The organism is Streptococcus symci (assembly GCF_006385165.1).
GTDB classification, from domain to species: domain Bacteria; phylum Bacillota; class Bacilli; order Lactobacillales; family Streptococcaceae; genus Streptococcus; species Streptococcus symci.
Genome location: NZ_VFJA01000005.1, coordinates 74,176 through 92,865, shown reverse-complemented (window position 1 = coordinate 92,865; position 18,690 = coordinate 74,176). Strand labels below are relative to the sequence as shown.

At 42.6% G+C, this 18,690-nt stretch carries 20 protein-coding genes; 9 read left to right on the top strand and 11 right to left on the bottom strand.

From position 1 onward, the window contains the following. The first annotated feature begins 109 nt into the window (after positions 1–109). Positions 110–451 (top strand): metal-sulfur cluster assembly factor, encoded by a 342-nt coding sequence (locus tag FJN11_RS09830; protein ID WP_001206380.1) that lies wholly within the window; start codon positions 110–112, stop codon positions 449–451. Positions 452–511: 60 nt separating this feature from the next. Here the strand turns inward: FJN11_RS09830 and ilvD are convergent, their stop codons facing one another. Continuing rightward, on the bottom strand, positions 512–2,215 hold the full coding sequence (gene ilvD, locus FJN11_RS09825; protein ID WP_101782273.1) for a dihydroxy-acid dehydratase: 1,704 nt from the start codon (positions 2,213–2,215) through the stop codon (positions 512–514). Positions 2,216–2,399: 184 nt separating this feature from the next. Between ilvD and FJN11_RS09820 the strand changes: the two genes are divergently transcribed. The 5 genes from FJN11_RS09820 (at position 2,400) to FJN11_RS09800 (ending at position 4,811) form a co-directional block, all read left to right on the top strand. Continuing rightward, positions 2,400–3,407 (top strand): SPFH domain-containing protein, encoded by a 1,008-nt coding sequence (locus FJN11_RS09820; protein ID WP_004269911.1) that lies wholly within the window; start codon positions 2,400–2,402, stop codon positions 3,405–3,407. 2 nt (positions 3,408–3,409) lie between these two features. Beyond that, positions 3,410–3,610, top strand: coding sequence for a type II toxin-antitoxin system antitoxin (locus tag FJN11_RS09815; protein ID WP_000796544.1), 201 nt, complete (start codon positions 3,410–3,412; stop codon positions 3,608–3,610). A 151-nt stretch (positions 3,611–3,761) separates the two neighbouring features. Then, positions 3,762–3,944, top strand: coding sequence for a 50S ribosomal protein L32 (rpmF, locus tag FJN11_RS09810; RefSeq protein ID WP_000290417.1), 183 nt, complete (start codon positions 3,762–3,764; stop codon positions 3,942–3,944). 15 nt (positions 3,945–3,959) lie between these two features. Continuing rightward, on the top strand, positions 3,960–4,109 hold the full coding sequence (gene rpmG, locus FJN11_RS09805; RefSeq protein ID WP_001265622.1) for a 50S ribosomal protein L33: 150 nt from the start codon (positions 3,960–3,962) through the stop codon (positions 4,107–4,109). Positions 4,110–4,247: 138 nt separating this feature from the next. Beyond that, positions 4,248–4,811, top strand: a complete 564-nt coding sequence (locus tag FJN11_RS09800) for a hypothetical protein (RefSeq protein WP_140224597.1) — start codon at positions 4,248–4,250, stop codon at positions 4,809–4,811. A gap of 249 nt (positions 4,812–5,060) precedes the next feature. Here FJN11_RS09800 and rpsD read toward each other — a convergent pair whose 3' ends face one another. The 7 genes from rpsD to FJN11_RS09765 all read right to left on the bottom strand — a co-directional run bounded on the left by rpsD (position 5,061) and on the right by FJN11_RS09765 (position 13,313). Then, on the bottom strand, positions 5,061–5,672 hold the full coding sequence (rpsD, locus tag FJN11_RS09795; RefSeq protein WP_000092756.1) for a 30S ribosomal protein S4: 612 nt from the start codon (positions 5,670–5,672) through the stop codon (positions 5,061–5,063). 194 nt (positions 5,673–5,866) lie between these two features. Then, the gene (locus tag FJN11_RS09790) at positions 5,867–6,919 is read right to left on the bottom strand and encodes a HAMP domain-containing sensor histidine kinase (protein ID WP_140224596.1); all 1,053 of its coding nucleotides are present in this window, start codon (positions 6,917–6,919) and stop codon (positions 5,867–5,869) included. Then, on the bottom strand, positions 6,919–7,614 hold the full coding sequence (locus tag FJN11_RS09785) for a response regulator transcription factor (protein ID WP_049524000.1): 696 nt from the start codon (positions 7,612–7,614) through the stop codon (positions 6,919–6,921). The genes FJN11_RS09790 and FJN11_RS09785 overlap by 1 nt, the downstream gene beginning before the upstream one ends. Before the next feature lie 123 nt (positions 7,615–7,737). After that, positions 7,738–10,332 (bottom strand): SSURE domain-containing protein, encoded by a 2,595-nt coding sequence (locus FJN11_RS09780; RefSeq protein ID WP_140224595.1) that lies wholly within the window; start codon positions 10,330–10,332, stop codon positions 7,738–7,740. Positions 10,333–10,456: 124 nt separating this feature from the next. Beyond that, the gene (locus FJN11_RS09775; RefSeq protein ID WP_001283909.1) at positions 10,457–11,122 is read right to left on the bottom strand and encodes a potassium channel family protein; all 666 of its coding nucleotides are present in this window, start codon (positions 11,120–11,122) and stop codon (positions 10,457–10,459) included. Positions 11,123–11,135: 13 nt separating this feature from the next. Next, the gene (locus tag FJN11_RS09770; RefSeq protein ID WP_023944048.1) at positions 11,136–12,515 is read right to left on the bottom strand and encodes a TrkH family potassium uptake protein; all 1,380 of its coding nucleotides are present in this window, start codon (positions 12,513–12,515) and stop codon (positions 11,136–11,138) included. 33 nt (positions 12,516–12,548) lie between these two features. Beyond that, positions 12,549–13,313, bottom strand: coding sequence for a nucleoside phosphorylase (locus FJN11_RS09765; protein ID WP_125431523.1), 765 nt, complete (start codon positions 13,311–13,313; stop codon positions 12,549–12,551). Between the two features lie 175 nt (positions 13,314–13,488). Here FJN11_RS09765 and FJN11_RS09760 point away from each other — a divergent pair, with 175 nt between their 5' ends. From FJN11_RS09760 to FJN11_RS09750, 3 genes are read left to right on the top strand one after another with little or no spacing between them, the layout of a single operon-like run. Then, positions 13,489–13,794: a rhodanese-like domain-containing protein gene (locus FJN11_RS09760; protein ID WP_042749805.1), complete on the top strand. Its 306-nt coding sequence runs from the start codon at positions 13,489–13,491 to the stop codon at positions 13,792–13,794. Between the two features lie 20 nt (positions 13,795–13,814). Continuing rightward, positions 13,815–15,470, top strand: a complete 1,656-nt coding sequence (locus tag FJN11_RS09755; RefSeq protein ID WP_140224594.1) for an FAD-dependent oxidoreductase — start codon at positions 13,815–13,817, stop codon at positions 15,468–15,470. Next, positions 15,460–15,756 (top strand): rhodanese-like domain-containing protein, encoded by a 297-nt coding sequence (locus FJN11_RS09750; protein WP_140224593.1) that lies wholly within the window; start codon positions 15,460–15,462, stop codon positions 15,754–15,756. Before FJN11_RS09755 ends, FJN11_RS09750 begins: the two co-directional genes overlap by 11 nt. A gap of 188 nt (positions 15,757–15,944) precedes the next feature. On the opposite strand, the gene FJN11_RS09745 is transcribed toward FJN11_RS09750, so the two are convergent. From FJN11_RS09745 to FJN11_RS10775, 3 genes are all read right to left on the bottom strand, one after another. After that, positions 15,945–16,202 carry a metal-sensitive transcriptional regulator gene (locus tag FJN11_RS09745; protein ID WP_140224592.1) on the bottom strand — a complete coding sequence of 86 codons (258 nt, stop codon included), beginning with the start codon at positions 16,200–16,202 and terminating at the stop codon, positions 15,945–15,947. A 149-nt stretch (positions 16,203–16,351) separates the two neighbouring features. Next, positions 16,352–17,206: a VOC family protein gene (locus FJN11_RS09740; RefSeq protein ID WP_140224591.1), complete on the bottom strand. Its 855-nt coding sequence runs from the start codon at positions 17,204–17,206 to the stop codon at positions 16,352–16,354. Between the two features lie 263 nt (positions 17,207–17,469). Beyond that, the coding region (locus tag FJN11_RS10775; RefSeq protein ID WP_219853209.1) for a Rib/alpha-like domain-containing protein at positions 17,470–18,690 on the bottom strand (1,221 nt) is incomplete at its 5' end.

Here is an 18,690-nt window from a genome sequence, read left to right as displayed (position 1 = left end):
GTAAGAGAAGAAAATCTCAAGAGAGTCTTTTCAGAAAATTCATCAAAAACTTGCCAAATTGTCAGAATTATGAGAAAATAGAGGATATTTATCACGTGGAGGGACTGTAATGAGAGAGGATATCAAAATCAATGACCGCGCTTTGGCCTTGCAAGACCAAATTATCGAAAAGCTAGAGAAGGTTTTTGATACAGATGTGGAATTGGATGTTTACAATCTAGGGCTGATTTATGAGATCAATCTAGACGAAACAGGCCTCTGCAAAATTGTCATGACCTTCACCGATACTGCCTGCGATTGTGCCGAAAGCCTGCCTATCGAAATCGTTGCAGGTCTCAAACAAATCGAGGGTATCGAAGATGTCAAGGTTGAAGTTACCTGGTCGCCTGCTTGGAAAATCACACGAATCAGTCGCTACGGCCGTATTGCCCTTGGACTGCCACCTCGTTAAGCAGGCAAATCACTTTTGAAGATGAAAAGAAGCAAGCCGAAGTTGGCTTGCTTTTTGAATTTACTTTTTACCTGACTTGTCCATATTCCAGAAGTCTGTCACGGCTCCGCGTGAAGCAGATGATACGATATGAGCATATTTACCGAGGACACCACGACTGTAAAGTGGTGGCAAGGTAGTTTCTGCCTTACGTTTTTCAAGTTCTTCTTGGGATACAGCCATGGAAATTTCTTTAGTATCTTGGTCAACCGTAACGATATCGCCTGTACGAAGGTAGGCAATCGGTCCACCATCCTGAGCTTCAGGGGCGATATGTCCAACAACCAGACCATAAGTACCACCTGAGAAACGGCCATCCGTCAAGAGGGCAACCTTGTCTCCTTGACCTTTACCAACGATCATTGATGAAAGTGACAGCATCTCAGGCATACCAGGACCACCCTTAGGTCCAACAAAACGAACAACGACTACATCGCCATCAACGATTTCATCTGTCAGAACGGCCTGAATAGCATCTTCTTCTGAGTCAAAGACCTTAGCTGGTCCAACGTGACGACGCACCTTAACACCTGATACCTTGGCAACCGCACCATCAGGAGCAAGGTTCCCGTTCAAGATGATAAGCGGACCATCTGCACGTTTAGGATTTTCAAGTGGCATGATGACTTTTTGACCTGGTGTAAGGTCTGCAAAGTCAGCCAAGTTCTCAGCGACAGTCTTACCAGTACATGTGATGCGATCTCCATGAAGGAAACCATTTGCCAGCAAGTACTTCATAACCGCAGGCACACCACCGACTTCGTAAAGGTCTTGGAAGACATACTGACCAGATGGTTTCAAGTCAGCCAAGTGTGGCACACGTTCTTGAATCGTATTGAAGTCCTCAAGTGACAAGTCAACATTGGCAGCATGGGCAATGGCAAGCAAGTGAAGAGTGGCGTTTGTAGAACCGCCGAGAGCCATAGTTACAGTAATGGCATCTTCAAAGGCTTCACGAGTCAAGATATCTGATGGCTTGAGACCGAGCTCCAACATCTTAACAACAGCACGTCCTGCTGCTTCGATATCTTCTTTCTTATCAGCTGATTCAGCTGGGTGAGATGAAGAGCCTGGCAAACTCATACCTAGAACTTCAATAGCAGTCGCCATGGTATTAGCTGTGTACATACCACCACAGCCACCAGGTCCAGGGCAGGCATTACATTCAAGACGTTTCACGTCCTCAGCTGTCATGTCCCCATGGTTCCATTTTCCGATACCTTCAAAAACAGAAACCAAGTCAATGTCTTTGCCATCAAGATTTCCCGGTGCAATGGTTCCACCATAGGCGAAAATAGCTGGAATATCCATATTGGCAATGGCAATCATAGAACCAGGCATGTTCTTATCACAGCCACCGATAGCAACAAAGGCATCCACATTGTGACCACCCATAGCCGCCTCGATTGAGTCCGCAATGATATCACGAGATGTCAAAGAGAAACGCATACCAGGCGTTCCCATAGCAATCCCGTCCGCTACAGTGATAGTCCCAAACTGCACAGGCCAAGCACCTGCAGATTTGACACCCTCTTTAGCCAGTTTACCAAAATCATGCAAGTGAATGTTACATGGTGTATTTTCCGCCCAAGTCGAAATCACCCCAACAATCGGTGTTTCAAAGTCCTTATCTGTCATACCAGTCGCACGAAGCATGGCACGGTTTGGTGATTTTACCATACTATCATAAATGCTACTGCGGTGACGTTTATCTAATTCAGTCATTTATTCCCTCCCATTTCAGTTTTTACTATTATAGCACATTTTAAAAGCAATGAACAGAAGAAAATTCTTGAATTTTCAGAAAATTCTATACAGAAATATTTTCTTTAAAAATGTTACATTTATTTCTTGACTTTATAAATTAAAGTGATATCATTTAGATATCAAATAATAGGAGGTCATTCTTATGACTGAAAAACTAATCAATTCAAAACCAAATGGTGTATTCGCATTGATTCTCATTGAATTGGCGCTCGTACTCGGTATCTTTATATTTATAATGGGTGTTGGTTCGGAAAACATTTTTGGAATTATTATCGGACTTTTATTAAGCTTAATTGCAGGCCTAGCTCATGCTGGTTTAAAAGTTGTCAAACCTCAGGAAGCTCTGGTTTTGACCCTTTTTGGTAACTATACAGGTACCATCAAAGAACCTGGTTTTTACTTTGTTAATCCCTTCAGCGTAGCAGTCAACCCTGCAAATCACACTAGACTGGGACAAAGTGGTGATGTTAGCACAAAATCTCCTTTGTCAGGAATGAAATCATCAAATGGCAATGATGTAAACATTGAAATTGGCAAAAAACAGATTTCCCTCAAGGTTATGACCTTGAGCAATTCTCGCCAAAAAATCAATGATTGTCTAGGAAATCCCGTAGAAATCGGGATTGCGGTAACTTGGAGAGTTGTTGATACAGCCAAAGCAGTCTTCAATGTGGACAACTACAAAGAATATCTTTCATTGCAATGTGATAGCGCCCTCCGAAATATTGTCCGCATCTATCCTTACGATGTCTCTCCTAATGTGGATACTACAGGTGACGGGCAAGCAGATGAAGGTAGTCTCCGTGGTTCTAGTGAGATTGTAGCTAACCGTATTCGTGAGGAAATCCAAAGTCGTGTTGAGGATGCTGGCTTGGAAATCCTTGAAGCACGTATTACTTACCTAGCTTACGCTCCAGAAATTGCTGCTGTCATGCTTCAACGCCAACAAGCATCTGCCATTATTGATGCCCGTAAGATGATTGTGGATGGTGCTGTAGGAATGGTTGAAATGGCACTAGAACGACTCAATGAAGGGGAATTGGTAGAGCTTGACGAAGAACGAAAAGCTGCCATGGTTTCAAATCTCCTTGTCGTACTCTGTGGCAATCATGATGCACAACCAATTGTCAACACAGGAAGTCTTTACTAAAGATGGCTGAAGCTAAAAAGAAGCAGATCCCCCTTCGACTCTCAACAAAGTTATACGCTGCACTCGCATCATGGGCAGAAGATGACTTTCGTTCAGTCAATGGGCAAATCGAATATCTCCTCACAGAATGTGTCAAACAACGGAAGAAAGACGGAAAATACGTATCAGAAACCATTGACGAACCATTTGAGATTGATATTTAACACCTTCTCCTGTCTGCTAGGACTGACAGGAGAATTTTTTCATCTTTTTTTGTCAAGTAACTTTACTTTACAAAAAAAATGTGTTATTCTAATATGGTTGATGAAAATCAGTAGATTGAATCGAATATAAATACCTAAAGGAGAAATCAAAATGGCAGTACCTGCACGTCGCACTTCAAAAGCGAAGAAAAACAAACGTCGTACACACTACAAAGTAACAGCTCCATCTGTAAACTTTGACGAAACTACTGGAGATTACTCACGTTCTCACCGTGTATCACTTAAAGGATACTACAAAGGACGTAAAATCGCTAAAGCTGCATCAGCTGAATAATAGAAGGGAGATACCATGCGCGTAAATATTACACTTGAACACAAAGAATCTGGTGAACGCTTGTACCTTACTTCTAAAAACAAACGTAACACTCCAGACCGTCTTCAATTGAAGAAATACTCACCAAAACTTCGCAAACACGTTGTGTTTACAGAAGTAAAATAATAGGTCATTCCGTTTCATGACTTACACCCTATTAGTTAGACAAAAATATCTAGCTGATGGGGTGTTTTATTATAAAACTAACTTTAGATAGTCTTTCTCTATATTCTTTCAATTGATACTATTTAAGGAGAAACATTAATGAAAATAAAATTTAAAGAAAGCAATACCATTACTTCCATAAAATACAAATCTTTTTTATTTGTAAAATTGCCACTACTAGCTATTTTGTACGCAGTTGTTATCAACTTCATACTTAGTTTTAAGTTGACAGCTATAAGTGACTTGCTAACGTCTAAAGGCATTGTCCCTTTAATTTTAATTATTCTACTGGCTTATCTTGCCTTCAAGAACTATACTTCTTTTAAAGACTTACGTGAAAATTATAAAGCCAAGAATATTGATGGTATTAATATACTAGTAAAACTTATTCGCATACATGATATGGTTAAAGTCAGAAAGCTTGGATTTAACACGACAATTTATAACTACACATTTTCATGGGAAGATATCATTTTCCCTGCCATTAACAACAATATAAACGGCTCAAAACTTGAACCACTTGTTAAAAAATATTCTTTCCAGGTACTATCTATGAACATTCCTGCAAAAATGATTGAGAATGTGATCTATGTTGATCCCAAGGTGCTTGAAGAATGTATTAAAAATGATATTGAAGAAAGAAATAAACTTTTAAATTTTTAAAGATGACTTTTATTGAAGTTATCAATAAAAAATGGCTCTTTGTCAACTGTAGTAAGTTGATGAAGAGCTTTTTTCTAAAGCATTCATGGTGGCACATCCTTTAGACTACTATATCACTTTGAACTATATGGGTCTAATTGCTTATAGACGATGATAGCTGGATACTAAGAGAAATCAAAAAGCACTAAGGGAAAGCCTCCCAAAGTGCTTAATATCAAGGCTCCAAAGCCTATCTTATTCAATAAAATATTACAACATCTTGTTGTAGAATTCAACGACAAGTGCTTCGTTGATTTCTGGGTTGATTTCGTCGCGTTCTGGCAAACGAGTCAATGAACCTTCCAATTTTTCAGCGTCGAATGATACGAATGCTGGACGTCCAAGAGTAGCTTCTACTGCTTCAAGGATAGCTGGAACTTTCAATGATTTTTCACGAACTGAAATCACTTGACCTGGAGTTACGCGGTATGATGGGATATCAACGCGTTTTCCGTCAACAAGGATATGACCGTGGTTTACGAATTGACGAGCTTGACGACGAGTAGTCGCAAGACCAAGACGGTAAACAACGTTATCCAAACGACGTTCCAAAAGAAGCATGAAGTTGAAACCTAGGATTCCGCCTTTGATTTTTGTAGCTTGTACGAACAAGTTACGGAATTGTTTTTCACCTACACCGTAAGTGAAACGAAGTTTTTGTTTTTCAGCCAATTGCAAACCGTATTCTGACAATTTAGAACGGTTGTTTGGTCCGTGTTGTCCTGGTACGTAGTTACGACGTGCCAATTCTTTACCTGTACCTGTAAGTGAAAGGCCAAGGCGACGAGCTTGTTTCCAAGATGGTCCTGTATAACGTGACATGTGAATGTCCTCCTGATATAAATAATATTTCGGTGGAAATAGTCACTTAGAAAGCCCTGATTCGTGCAGATGCCCTTCGCCTAAACAGCCAAGGTTACTTATCATAAGACACCTGTTGACGAGCTTCATGCTTTCCTGCTGATATTTCACACAAAATCCATTTTACCATGAATAGCTGGATTTGTAAAGGGGTTTTAAGCTTTATTTTCATTGCCAGAGAGGTTGAGAACGAGGGTAAAGGTGCTTCCTAGACCGTACTGGCTGCTGACTGTGATTTCCCCACCCAATTGATGGGCCAATTCACGCGCAATAGCAAGCCCTAAGCCATAACCACCTGTTTTCATGTTACGCGAAGTCTCTACACGATAAAGGCGTTTGAAAATATTCTCCAAATCCTCTGGGGCAATCCCCTGTCCCTCATCGGTCACACTGATTGAAAGCTGGTTATTTTCCAGCTTAGCCACCACTTCCAGCTTGGTTCCTGGAGCTGAGTATTTAAAAGCGTTATTGACCAGATTCACCAAGATACGAGAAAGCTTGGCATAATCTCCTTCAATCCGGGCAGACTCTGGGATTACCTGTAAATGAACATCTCGCTCCTCCTGCTCAATCAAGAACTGAAATTCACTCATGCACTCAATCAAAAGCTGGTCCAGAAAAATGCTGTCCTTGCTGGTCGTTTCGACCTGATTTCTAGCTGTGTTTAGGGTCAAAAAATTCAACTCCTCAACCAGTTTATTGAGTCTTTCAGTCTGGCGTCCAATGGTTGCTAGATAATGCTCCTGTTCTCCTTCCTTAATAACCCCATCCAAAATCCCTTCTACCGTCGCTTGGATCGAAGTGATGGGGGTCTTGATATCATGCGAAAGTTGAGCAATCATCAAGCCCTTTTCTCGTTCGCTTTCTTCCAAGGAATCAAAGGTGGCCTGCAAATCATGGGACATTTCATTGAAAGCTTGGCCTAATTGCTGAAATTCTACAGGGCCTTGAACCTCCAGATTTGAAGGAAAATCCTTGTCCGCTACCCGCTTGGCATGTTCCTTGAGTTTGCCCAATGAAGTAAAGACTGGCGATAGGAGAAAGAGACTAATCCCCGCACCGACAAGGCTGGCAACGATGGTCATTCCAAGCAAAAAGTAAATCTCACTTTTCGCAATCAGCATTTTTTGAACAGCCCAAAAAACCACGATAATCGTTAGGAGTGTTGAAATGACATACCCCACTAAAATATAACTTTTTAATTTCATTAACTACCTCGCGCTTTCTCAATTTTGTAGCCCAAACCCCAGACGGTTTTGATGGTCGGTGTTTCTGCACTGGCATGTTTAGCCAACTCCTGTCGAAGAGCATGAATATGAACATTCAAGGTATTAGTATCATCCACATAGTCTTCTTGCCAGACCTTTTCATAGAGGTCTGTCTTAGAAAAAACTCGTTCTGGATTGCTGACTAGAAGCCATAGAAGTTCGAAGGATTTGACTGTCAAATCAAGCGCTACATCTCCGACTTGAACCTCATGGCTACCGTGATTCATCCGTAAATCCCCGAGACTGACGACTTCTGTCTCACCTCCACGATGAAGGCGACGCAAGATATTGTGGACACGCAAAACCAGCTCACGAGGGCTAAAGGGCTTGGCAATAAAGTCATCTGCCCCTAAGCTCAGTCCATAAATCTTGTCCTGCTCGCTAGTTTTAGCCGTGATAAAGAGAAAAGGCTGATCCGGAGATTGATACTGAACCTCACTAATCAAATCATAACCATCCATCCGAGGCATCATGATATCTGTAATAATCAAATCAATTGGTTTTCGCTTGAAGATTTCTAAAGCCTCTACTCCATCATGGGCCACCAAAACCTGATATCCTGCCTGAACCAGATAACGTTGATGAATATCTGTGATTTCTACCTCGTCGTCAACGAGTAAAATTGTCTTTCCCATCTGTCTCTCCTTTGAAAAAAACAGTGCTATACCACAATAGTATAACACTATTTTTATCTCTTTACGAACATTCTAAACGATATCTGGATTTTTCAAATCCTAGATAGAAAGTCTGTAACTAGACTAGTCATTTTCCTCTTTTTTAGCTTTCAAACCGAGTCCACCTAGCAGTCCAGCAAAGGCGAGTCCAAAGAATCCAATAGTAGCCATTGATGTTTGGGCTTCACCAGTATATGGAAGCATGGCTTTTTGGTCTTTCATTTGAGTAGCCATCATTGAACTTGACACCTTATTATTGGATACCACCTTGCCTTCATCAGGCATTTTGCTTGAGGTTGCTGCCACTTGATCTTGCTTCATACTTGGAGTTGCCATTGGCTGGCTAGTATTCATGGTTTTGTTCTGCTCTTTGTTAGGCATCATCTTATCTTGGCTAGCAGCTGGCATTTGAGATTTCATCGGATTGAGGGACTTATACCCATTCAAGTTCACTGTCAATTCTTTAGTCGCTACAAGGTTGCTCAAATCGGCCTTTCCGTCTTTAGCACCGTACACTTTGATGGTAGCTTTATAGCTTTGAGTGCCGTTTTGTTTCAACAAGTCAAGCAATTCTTTGTCAGATTTACCTTGGGTACCTGCTAAATCCACTTCATAGAAGTAAAGGCCTTTGCCCAAGTTTTCTACTGGTGGTAGGGCTGGATTTTTAGCCGAACCATTGTCTGACCATGGAGCCTTGTCGGATGCTTTCAAGATAAGGCGAGTTAACATACCGTCACCAGCGAAGAATTCATATGGAATGACTTGGTTAACACCGGCTGTGAATGGACCAGGGAAGTTAGCTTTATCCAAGTAAGATGCCGGAACATCCACTGTATCTTTCGTATTATCAGCCACACCTTTTTGCACTTCAGCTGGGGTAGTTAAGCCATTTAAGTTCACTGTCAATTCTTTAGTCGCTACAAGGTTGCTCAAATCGGCCTTGCCATCTTTGGCACCGTACACTTTGATAGTTGCCTTGTAACTTTGAGTGCCGTTTTGTTTCAAGAGGTCAAGAAGCTCTTTGTCTGATTTGCCTTGAGTGCCGGCCAAGTCTACTTCGTAGAAGTAGAGACCTTTCCCCAATTTTTCTACTGGTGGAAGAGCTGGATTTTTAGCTGAACCATTGTCTGACCATGGGGCTTTGTCAGAGGCTTTCAAGATCAGACGAGTCAACATACCGTCTCCGGCGAAGAATTCATACGGAATAACTTGGTTGACACCAGCTGTGAATGGACCAGGGAAGTTAGCTTTGTCCAAGTAAGTAGCTGGGACGTCTACTGTATCTTTGGTATTGTCAGCCACGCCTTTTTGGACTTCAGCTGGGGTAGTCAAGCCATTCAAGTTGACATCCAATTCTTTAGTCGCTACGAGATTTGTCAAATCAGCCTTGCCATCTTTAGCGCCGTACACCTTGATAGTCGCCTTGTAGCTTTGAGTGCCGTTTTGTTTCAAGAGGTCTAGAAGCTCTTTATCTGATTTTCCTTGAGTACCTGCCAAGTCCACTTCATAGAAGTAGAGACCTTTGCCCAATTTCTCTACTGGTGGAAGGGCTGGATTTTTAGCTGAACCATTGTCTGACCACGGAGCCTTGTCGGAGGCTTTCAAGATAAGGCGAGTTAACATACCATCTCCGGCGAAGAATTCATATGGAATGACTTGGTTGACACCGGCTGTGAATGGACCTGGGAAGTTGGCTTTATCCAAGTATGTAGCCGGAACATCCACTGTGTCTTTAGTATTGTCGGCTACGCCTTTTTGGACTTCAGCTGGGGTAGTCAAGCCGTTCAAGTTGACATCCAAATCCTTAGTCGCTACGAGATTGCTCAAATCGGCCTGGCCATCCTTCGCACCGTACACCTTGATGGTTGCCTTGTAGCTTTGTGTACCATTTTGTTTCAAGAGGTCAAGAAGCTCTTTATCTGATTTACCTTGAGTATCAGCCAAATCTACTTCGTAGAAGTAAAGGCCTTTGCCCAATTTCTCTACTGGTGGAAGGGCGGGGTTTTTAGCTGAACCGTTATCTGACCATGGGGCCTTGTCTGAATCCTTCAAGATAAGACGAGTCAACATACCGTCACCAGCGAAGAATTCGTAAGGAATGACTTGGTTAACACCGGCTGTGAATGGGCCTGGGAAATTAGCTTTATCCAAGTAAGTTGCTGGAACGTCCACTGTGTCTTTAGTATTATCAGCTACGCCTTTTTGGACTTCAGCTGGAGTAGTTGCTGGCTGCACTTCACTTGCTTCACGGTCTTGTCCCGAAACTGTAGGCGCAGGATTTGTCGCAGGTTTAACCGCATCTTCTGTTTCTTTCTTAGATTCTGGTTTTGCTTGCACTTCTTCTTTTGGTGCTGCTACTGGTTCTTTAGCAGCCACATCTCCTTTTTCTGGAGAGCTTGTAGTATCCAAGCTTGCTTTAGGTGTTGAATCTGCCTGTTCTGAAGGAAGAGCTACATCAACTGCTTTCTTGAGAACCTCTGCTGGTAAGTCGCTCTTTTCACTCACCGAAGCAGCGTCTGGCACTACTTGGGCAGGGGTTGGATTGATCGCATCGGCACGTACAGAACTTGGTTGGCCAACTAGGACAAAAAAGCCACTGGCTACAACAACTGAGGCAACACCGACACTGAGACGACGAATAGACCAACGAGTATATCTTTGATTTGGATTGAATTTCATAGGATTCTCCTTAGAGTTTTTCTTTATTTGATGACTCTAGTATAATCTCCTAAAATTAAAAAGGATTAAGAAAAAGTTAAAATTTTTCTTAAATCCCTCTTATAAAATACTTATATTAATTTTTTTACGAATTTAATTCTGCCAAATCATCTAGATACTGGTTGTTAATGACCGCCAAGATATAGGCATCCGCCTTCAAGAGATCATTAGGGCCAAACTGGACATCCAAGGGTGAATTTTCTTGTTCACGAAACCCTAGGACATTGAGGTTGTATTTGCCACGTAGATCTAGCTGGCTCAGGCTTTGACCTGCCCAAACACTCGGAATCTTCATCTCCACGATAGACACATTTTTATCCAGCTGAAAGACATCAACATTGTTATGAAAGAGAATGGTCTGCGCTAGAGACTGCCCCATTTCATACTCAGGTGAAATCACCGAGTCAGCACCGATTTTTTCTAGCACCTTCTTGGCTGTCTGGCTTTTGACCTTGGCAATAACCCTTGGTACCCCTAGACTCTTACAATGCATAACTGCAAGCACACTCGACTCTAGATTTTCCCCTGTTGCCACTACAACCGTATCACAGGTATCAATTCCTGCAGTTCTGAGGAGTTCCTCATCTGTAATATCGCCCACAACTCCACGCGCCAAAACTGGCTCAAATTGATTGATACGCTCAGCGTGGTCGTCAATGGCAATAATATTCATATCTTGCTTGGCTAGGGCCGTCAGGACACTACTCCCGAAAATCCCCAAACCTAAAATTCCAATCGTACGATCTGACATAGTTCTTCCTTTCTTATCCAATACTAATATCTGCTTTCATATACTGAATCAAATCTTTCTTATCAGGCTGGTAATCCGCTAGACTGACCAGCAAGGTCAAGGGACCGATACGGCCAATAAACATGAGTACCATGACAATGCTGAGAGCTAACTTGCCCAGTTCTGGTGTCAGATTTGCCGTTACCCCAACTGTCGCAAGGGCTGAAATGGTCTCAAACATGAGGTAAATAAATCGCGGTGTTCCTTCTGCTGTAATTCCCAACAACATCAAGCCCAACAAGAAGGTCATCAAAAAGATAATGAAGACACTAAAGGATTTTTGAACTGTTCGAGCCTCAATGGTTCTCTGCGCAACATTGGCATGAGGCAAGCCCAGCAATTCACTACGCGCAAAAACCAACAAGACAAAGAAAGTCGTAATCTTGAGACCCCCAGCCGTCCCTCCAGGCGCCCCTCCGAGAAACATCTGTAGGATATAGATAAACAGGGTCACAGGCCGAGCTTGAGTGTAGTCAATAGAGGCAAAGCCAGCTGTTCTCATGCTGACGGTTTGGAAAAAGCTAACCAGCACTTTCTCTGGAACGCTGAGATTGCCAATGGTTCCTGGATTGTGCCACTCCGTAAAGAGTGTAGATACTGTCCCAAACAGCAAAATCCCTGCAGTCAAGAAGAGAACCAACTTGGTGTGGAAACGCAGACGGCGTTTTTTCTTCTTATCAAACTGGGTTGCTAAGTCAAACCAGACCATAAAGCCGAGACCACCCGTGATAATCAAACCAGCAATGACCAGATTGATCAAGGGATCCGTCTGAAAAGCCACTAAACTGCTACTGCCGAAATTATCAAAACCAGCATTACAAAAGGCTGAAATGGCTAAAAAGATGGAGGTAAAAATGCCCCTTCCCCAGCCGAACTCAGGAATAAAACGGAAACTTAGTAGAAAGGCACCCAAGCCCTCCACCAGAAAAGTCGTCAAAAAGATAGACCGCATAAAGGACTTCAAAGACTTACTTTCCCCATAACTAAAACTCTCCTGAATGGTTTCACGACTACGCAGACTAAGCTTTTGCTTGCCTTGGATATAAAAAATCCCGATAAAGGTCATGAGCCCCAGACCACCAATCTGTATCAAGAGCATACAAATCAACTGCCCCCAGACATTATAGGTAGTAGCCACTGGTTGCGTAAAAAGACCAGTCACACAGACCATGGACACCGTCGTAAAGAGATGGTCAAAATAAGTAGCCTGAGAACCACTTGCCTGAACAAAAGGCAAACTCAAAAGAAGAGAACCTATAAAAATAACTCCAGCGAAACTCAGAAAAATCCGACGAGCTGGCGAAAGTCCGCCCAAGGCTCTTTCAATTTTTTTCACAAATAATTTAAATAACATACATCCATTGTACCATAAAAAGAAGAAGAGTAGCTAGAACTGAAAGGCAATCTCAAGGCAGAGTTCCAAGGCCTTCTCGAAAGTTTCTGAACCCCAGTCACGACTATCGTACTGATCCAAGTCTGCTAAAGAATCAGCTGTGAACAACAATTCTCCCCAGAGAACCCCACGCAGTTGGGCTACTGCCGCAAGCGCAGAACACTCCATCTCCACAACAGCACAGCCTTCTTCCTTACGATAAGACACCTTTTCAGCCGTTTCTCGGTAAAAACCATCTGTCGTCCAGGTCATGACTTCTTCATAAGGAATCCCTCTGGCCTCCAAAACTTGCTCAATGGCAGCAATAGCCTCTGGCTGAATTTCCATATAACGAGAAGGTGCCACATAGTGATAACTAGCTCCTTCATCTCGTAGAGCCCGAACAGGGACTAGAAAGGCATTTTCCCCTATATCAGCCAACACACCACAGGTTCCAGTGGAAATAATCTGCTCCACACCATATCCAATCAACCAATCCATAAACTGGGCAGCTGGGGCAGAGCCCACGGGCGCCTGAGCCAGACAAATCTCCTCGCCTTTGTAGTTCACGACATATACTGGATAGGTCTTGGTGGCAGAAATGAATTCGCCGACACAGTCCGCCCCTACTTCCCTCGCATAGCGGTCAATCTCCTCACCTAAAAAAGCATAGACACACTTCTTTGGCAAGTGCAAGTCCAGCCCCTCGTGATTGGGCATGATGACCGCCTGAGGATTGTCATCAAACTCTAAAATGGGAATTGCGTGTTTCTGAATCATAACCCACCTCCTCTGATTTTGTACTATTGTATCAAAAGCTGACAGAGTGTCAAGTAGGGGGTTGATGAACTGAGGATAAAAACAATACAATCTCCACCAAGTCAAAACAACTTGCTTGACAAAAGCTTGACTTCATGGTTTAATATACCCCATAAGGGTATATTTGGAGGTGCCTATGTTTCACTTATTTACAAAAATTGACAGTATTTCTACCAGCGAGTTAGAAGCCAAACTCAAGGAACCAATTCAGCTACTGGATGTTCGGACGCCGATGGAATTTCGTAGAGGCCATATCAAAAATGCCAAAAATGTTCCTCTAACCGAAATTGGTTCCTACACACCAGCGACAAAAGAAACACTCTATGTCATTTGTCATTCTGGTGTGCGAAGCAAACTAGCTGCGAAAAAGCTAAAGAAAAAAGGATATGATGTCATCAATGTCCGAGGCGGTATGAGCGCTTGGACAGGTAAGGTCATCTAGATATATAAAGGAGAAAGTCAATGAAAATTATCATTGTCGGAGGAGTTGCAGGCGGTATGTCAGCAGCAACCCGCCTCAGACGTCTCATGGAAGACGCTGAAATCACTATTTTTGAGAAAGGTCCCTTTGTTTCCTTTGCAAACTGCGGACTTCCTTACTATGTTTCAGGAGAAATTGCAAACCGTGATAGCTTATTGGTCCAAACTCCTGAAAGTCTCAAAGCACGCTTTAATTTGGATGTTCGTCCTTTCCATGAAGTCATCAGCATTTCGCCAGCAAAGCACACTGTGACCATACGCCATGATGGACAGGAATTCACAGAAAGCTACGACAAGCTGATCCTCTCCCCAGGAGCTAAACCATTTGTTCCTACCATTGAAGGCTTGGTAGAAGCTAAGAACGCCTACACTCTTCGCAATGTTCCCGATCTCGATGAAATCATGGCAGCCTTGGACAATCATCCAAAAGAAGCTGTCGTTATTGGTGCAGGCTTTATCGGGCTTGAAATGGCTGAAAATCTGGCAAAACGTGGCCTGCAAGTTACTATTGTTGAGAAAGCACCCCATGTCTTGCCACCATTAGATCACGAAATGGCAGCCTTTGTTCAAGCAGAATTGCTGGCAAACGGCGTTCGCGTTATCACTTCTCAGTTTGCGACTCGATTTGAAGACCAAGGAAAAGTCATCGTTCTCGAAAACGGTCAAAAGATCACTTCTGACCTCACCATCCTTTCTGTCGGTGTTGAACCTGAAAACGGACTGGCAAAAGCTGCGGGGATTGAACTGGGACTTCGTGGTGGTATCCTAGTCGATGAACATTACGAAACCAGTCAAAAAGATATTTATGCTGTCGGTGACGCTATCATTGTCAAGCAAGAAATCACAGGCCAAGATGCCCTCATCTCTCTCGCTTCTCCTGCCAATCGTCAGGGACGCCAAGTGGCAGACGTCATCGCAGGACTAGAACATACAAACAAGGGAAGTATCGGCACTGCTATCGTTCGTGCCTTTGATATGACAGCTGCTTCGACTGGGCTCAGCGAGCGTATCCTTAGCATGAATCAACTTCCTTACAAGCCCCTTCATGTCAGCGGTAAAGACCATGCTGGTTATTATCCAGGCGCTACTGATATGACCTTGAAGCTCCTCTTTAACCCAAACACTGGAAAAATCTACGGTGCCCAAGGAGTTGGTAAGAAAGGCGTTGACAAGCGCATCGATATCCTGGCAACTGCTATCAAGGGAAATCTCACCGTCTTTGACTTACCAGAGTTAGAGTTTACCTATGCGCCACCATTTGGTTCTGCCAAGGATCCCGTCAATATGCTGGGCTACGCAGCCTTAAACCTTGTCGAAGGTCTCAGCGACAATATTCAATGGTATCAGCTCGAAGACGAACTAGCTAAGGGTAAGAAATTCCTAGATGTGCGGACAAGTGGCGAACTTCAAAGTGGTCGACTTAAGGTAGACACTATACACATCCCCCTAAACGAACTACGGGAACGCTTGAATGAACTGGACAAGAACCAGGCCTACATCGTCAGCTGCCACAGTGGTTTACGCAGCTATATCGCAGAGCGTATCCTCAAGCAAGCAGGATTTACCGTACAAAACCTTGACGGCGCTTATTCACTATACAAAATGGCTAACCCAGAAGGAGTAGAATATGGAAACTAGTATCAGTATGACTGACTTTTATGAAAAATATCAAAATGAAAATTTAGAGCTTATCGATGTCCGTGAAGCACATGAATTCCAAGCAGGACATGCACCAGGTGCCAAAAATCTTCCGTTAAGTACCTTAGAGCAGGGCTACAAAGAACTCAATTCTGACCGTACATACCATGTCATCTGTCAAGGAGGAGTACGTTCTGCCTCTGCCTGCCAATTTCTCAGCGCCCAAGGCCTCACTGTTACCAATGTAGAAGGTGGCATGAATGCTTGGCCAGGTCAAGTAGAATAATCAAAAGGAGCTGGGCAAAAACTCAACTTCAGGAGAAAATGAAGTAAATTTCCCCACAATAAAACGCATACTATCAAGGCTTTCAACACCTGATAGTATGCGTTCTTTTATTTTAAAGACTTTTTCCAGCCTCTCTTGATTCACATTAAACTATTCTACTAGCAGAGATCTTTGCAACTCTCATCTCTTTATTTCCGTTTAATCAAGTATCGGATGGCCTTTTCTAGGCGTGCCTTTTGATCTTCAGGATCATCTAGTGGCTGATTGATACATTCAGTAAGGTTTTCCGTAATTATCATCTCAATCACGCGCTCCACACTAGATTTCACGGCCGTCAGTTGCGTCACAATATCAGCACAATCACGATCTTCTTCAATCATCTTTTGAATCCCACGCAACTGGCCCTCTGAACGTTTCAAACGAGTAATATACTTTGAGTTTGTCATTTCTTTTTCCTTGCTCGATTTTTCTTCATTATATCTCTAATCAGCTTCTTTGTCAAAATTCTCGCCCATCCAGCTCACTCAGTTCTGTTATCAAAGACTTTTCAAAAGGTAAACTAGCCATACTGATAATTTACTAGAGTTTTCTAGTTTTACCTTGCTAAACGAATACGTGTCACGATTCCGTCTGGGTCTGTGATTTCCAGCTGGCTGGATGTCTGCCACTTAACTGGTGCATCAACTTCTTGCGCTCGCTGGGCAATCGTTAACAGTTCTTCTTTACGAGCGACTTCAATGACATAGTAGGCTAAACCTGACAAACCTGCCTTACGCGGAGTCAGATTTTTTCCTCCCCATTCATTGACTGCTAAGTGATGGTGGTAATCTCCAGCCGCAATCCAACTAGCGCTAGGCACACTGAACTTATCCTCTAGTCCTAACACCTTTTGATAAAACTGGCTGGACTTTCGACTATCCTTGACGGAAAGATGAATATGCCCCATTCTCGTACCTTCTGCTAGGATAAAGGGCTCTACTCTTTCCCCCAACTCATAAATGTCCTGCGCCGCAAGAGCCTCCGTCACTCCGATAATGCGTCCATCTTCTCGAATATCCCATGTGGAAACTGGCTTATCTCGATAGAGTTCAATGCCATTTCCCTCCAAATCTTCCAAGTAAATAGCTTCACTGTAACCATGGTCTGCACCGCCGACAAGAGGAATCTGTAAATCTGTCAGGTGTTTCAAGACATCAGCCAAAGCCTTTCGTGTCGGCAAGAGAATGGCCAAATGGTAAAGGCCATAATGTTCCCTTACTTCTCCACTCTCTTGTGCTTGAATCAGTTGTACCAAGGCTTTTCCACCCAGGCCTAGAACTACCTCTGTCTCAGTTTGAGATAAGATTTCTAAACCAATAACTTGCTGATAAAAGGCTGTTTGACTTGCCAAATCCTTTACATTTAAAACTGCCTCTGCCAAATAAATGTGGCTCTTGTATTCATAGGTCATAAATAGTCCTCTTTTCTGTTGTAATATTTTTTGTTACAACTATTATATCATTCCCATCAAGAAAGTCAAGTTAGACAACTTATAGATCATGATTCTGTAATCTTGTCTATATGGGATTAGAACGAGAAAATCTACAGAGAATTGACAATAAAACCACCGAAAATTTTTAACCAATGCTATGATAACTCTCATCTCAATCCCAAAAAGAAAAGGAGCGGATATGATATCCTACTCCTTATTCTTATCAGAAAATCTAATTAGAATTAGTCTTCTTTTTTCTTGCGAGCAACAAGTCCAAATCCACTCAAGACACCTAAAAGTCCAAGTGCTGCTAAGCTAGAGTCGGCTTCTGTACCTGTGTTAGGCAATTCTTTTTGAACTTCAACATTTTTAGGTGTTGATGGTTGAGAAGCTGGTTGGTTTGGAGTTGATGGTTCAACATGCTTAGGTATGACTGTTACTGGGACTTCTACCTCTACGATTTCTCCTGATGGTAGTTTCACTTTTACTTTAACACTTGGTTTTTGTCCTGCCGTATCAGTTGCTGGGATTTCTCCAACTTCTACGATTTCGGCACCTTTTGGTAACTCAACATGTTTCTTAACATCATCTTTGCCAATTGGAGTTCCAACCTCTACTACGATTGGGGTAGTTTTAACTGTTTCTCTTGGAGCTGGAGTCGCTTTTGGAGTAACAGTTACTGGAACTTCTACTACAATCACTTTTCCATTTGGTAATTCAACCGTGACTTTAACTGGATCCTTCTTACCTGGAGTTGTCAAGTCTGGAATGTTTTCAACATTGGTCACTTTTCCACCTTCTGGAATCTTGATGCCTTTTGTGTAATCCTCTGGTGTTAATGGGGTCTTAGTTACTGGAGTTTCAATTTCCTTAACAGGTGTTACATTAACCGGAACTTCTACTGTAATCACTTTTCCATTTGGTAATTCAACCGTGACTTTAACTGGATCCTTCTTACCTGGAGTTGTCAAGTCTGGAATGTTTTCAACATTTGTGACCTTGCCACCTTCTGGAATCTTAATTCCTTTAGTGTAATCCTCTGGTGTTAATGGGGTCTTAGTTACTGGAGTTTCAATTTCCTTAACAGGTGTTACAGTTACTGGAACTTCCACTGTAATCACTTTTCCATTTGGTAATTCAATCGTTACCTTAACTGGATCTTTCTTACCTGGTGTTGTCAAGTCTGGAATGTTTTCAACATTTGTGACCTTGCCACCTTCTGGAATCTTAATTCCTTTAGTGTAATCCTCTGGTGTTAATGGGGTCTTAGTTACTGGAGTTTCAATTTCCTTAACAGGTGTTACAGTTACTGGAACTTCCACTGTAATCACTTTTCCATTTGGTAATTCAATCGTTACCTTAACTGGATCTTTCTTACCTGGTGTTGTCAAGTCTGGAATGTTTTCAACATTTGTGACCTTGCCACCTTCTGGAATCTTAATTCCTTTAGTGTAATCCTCTGG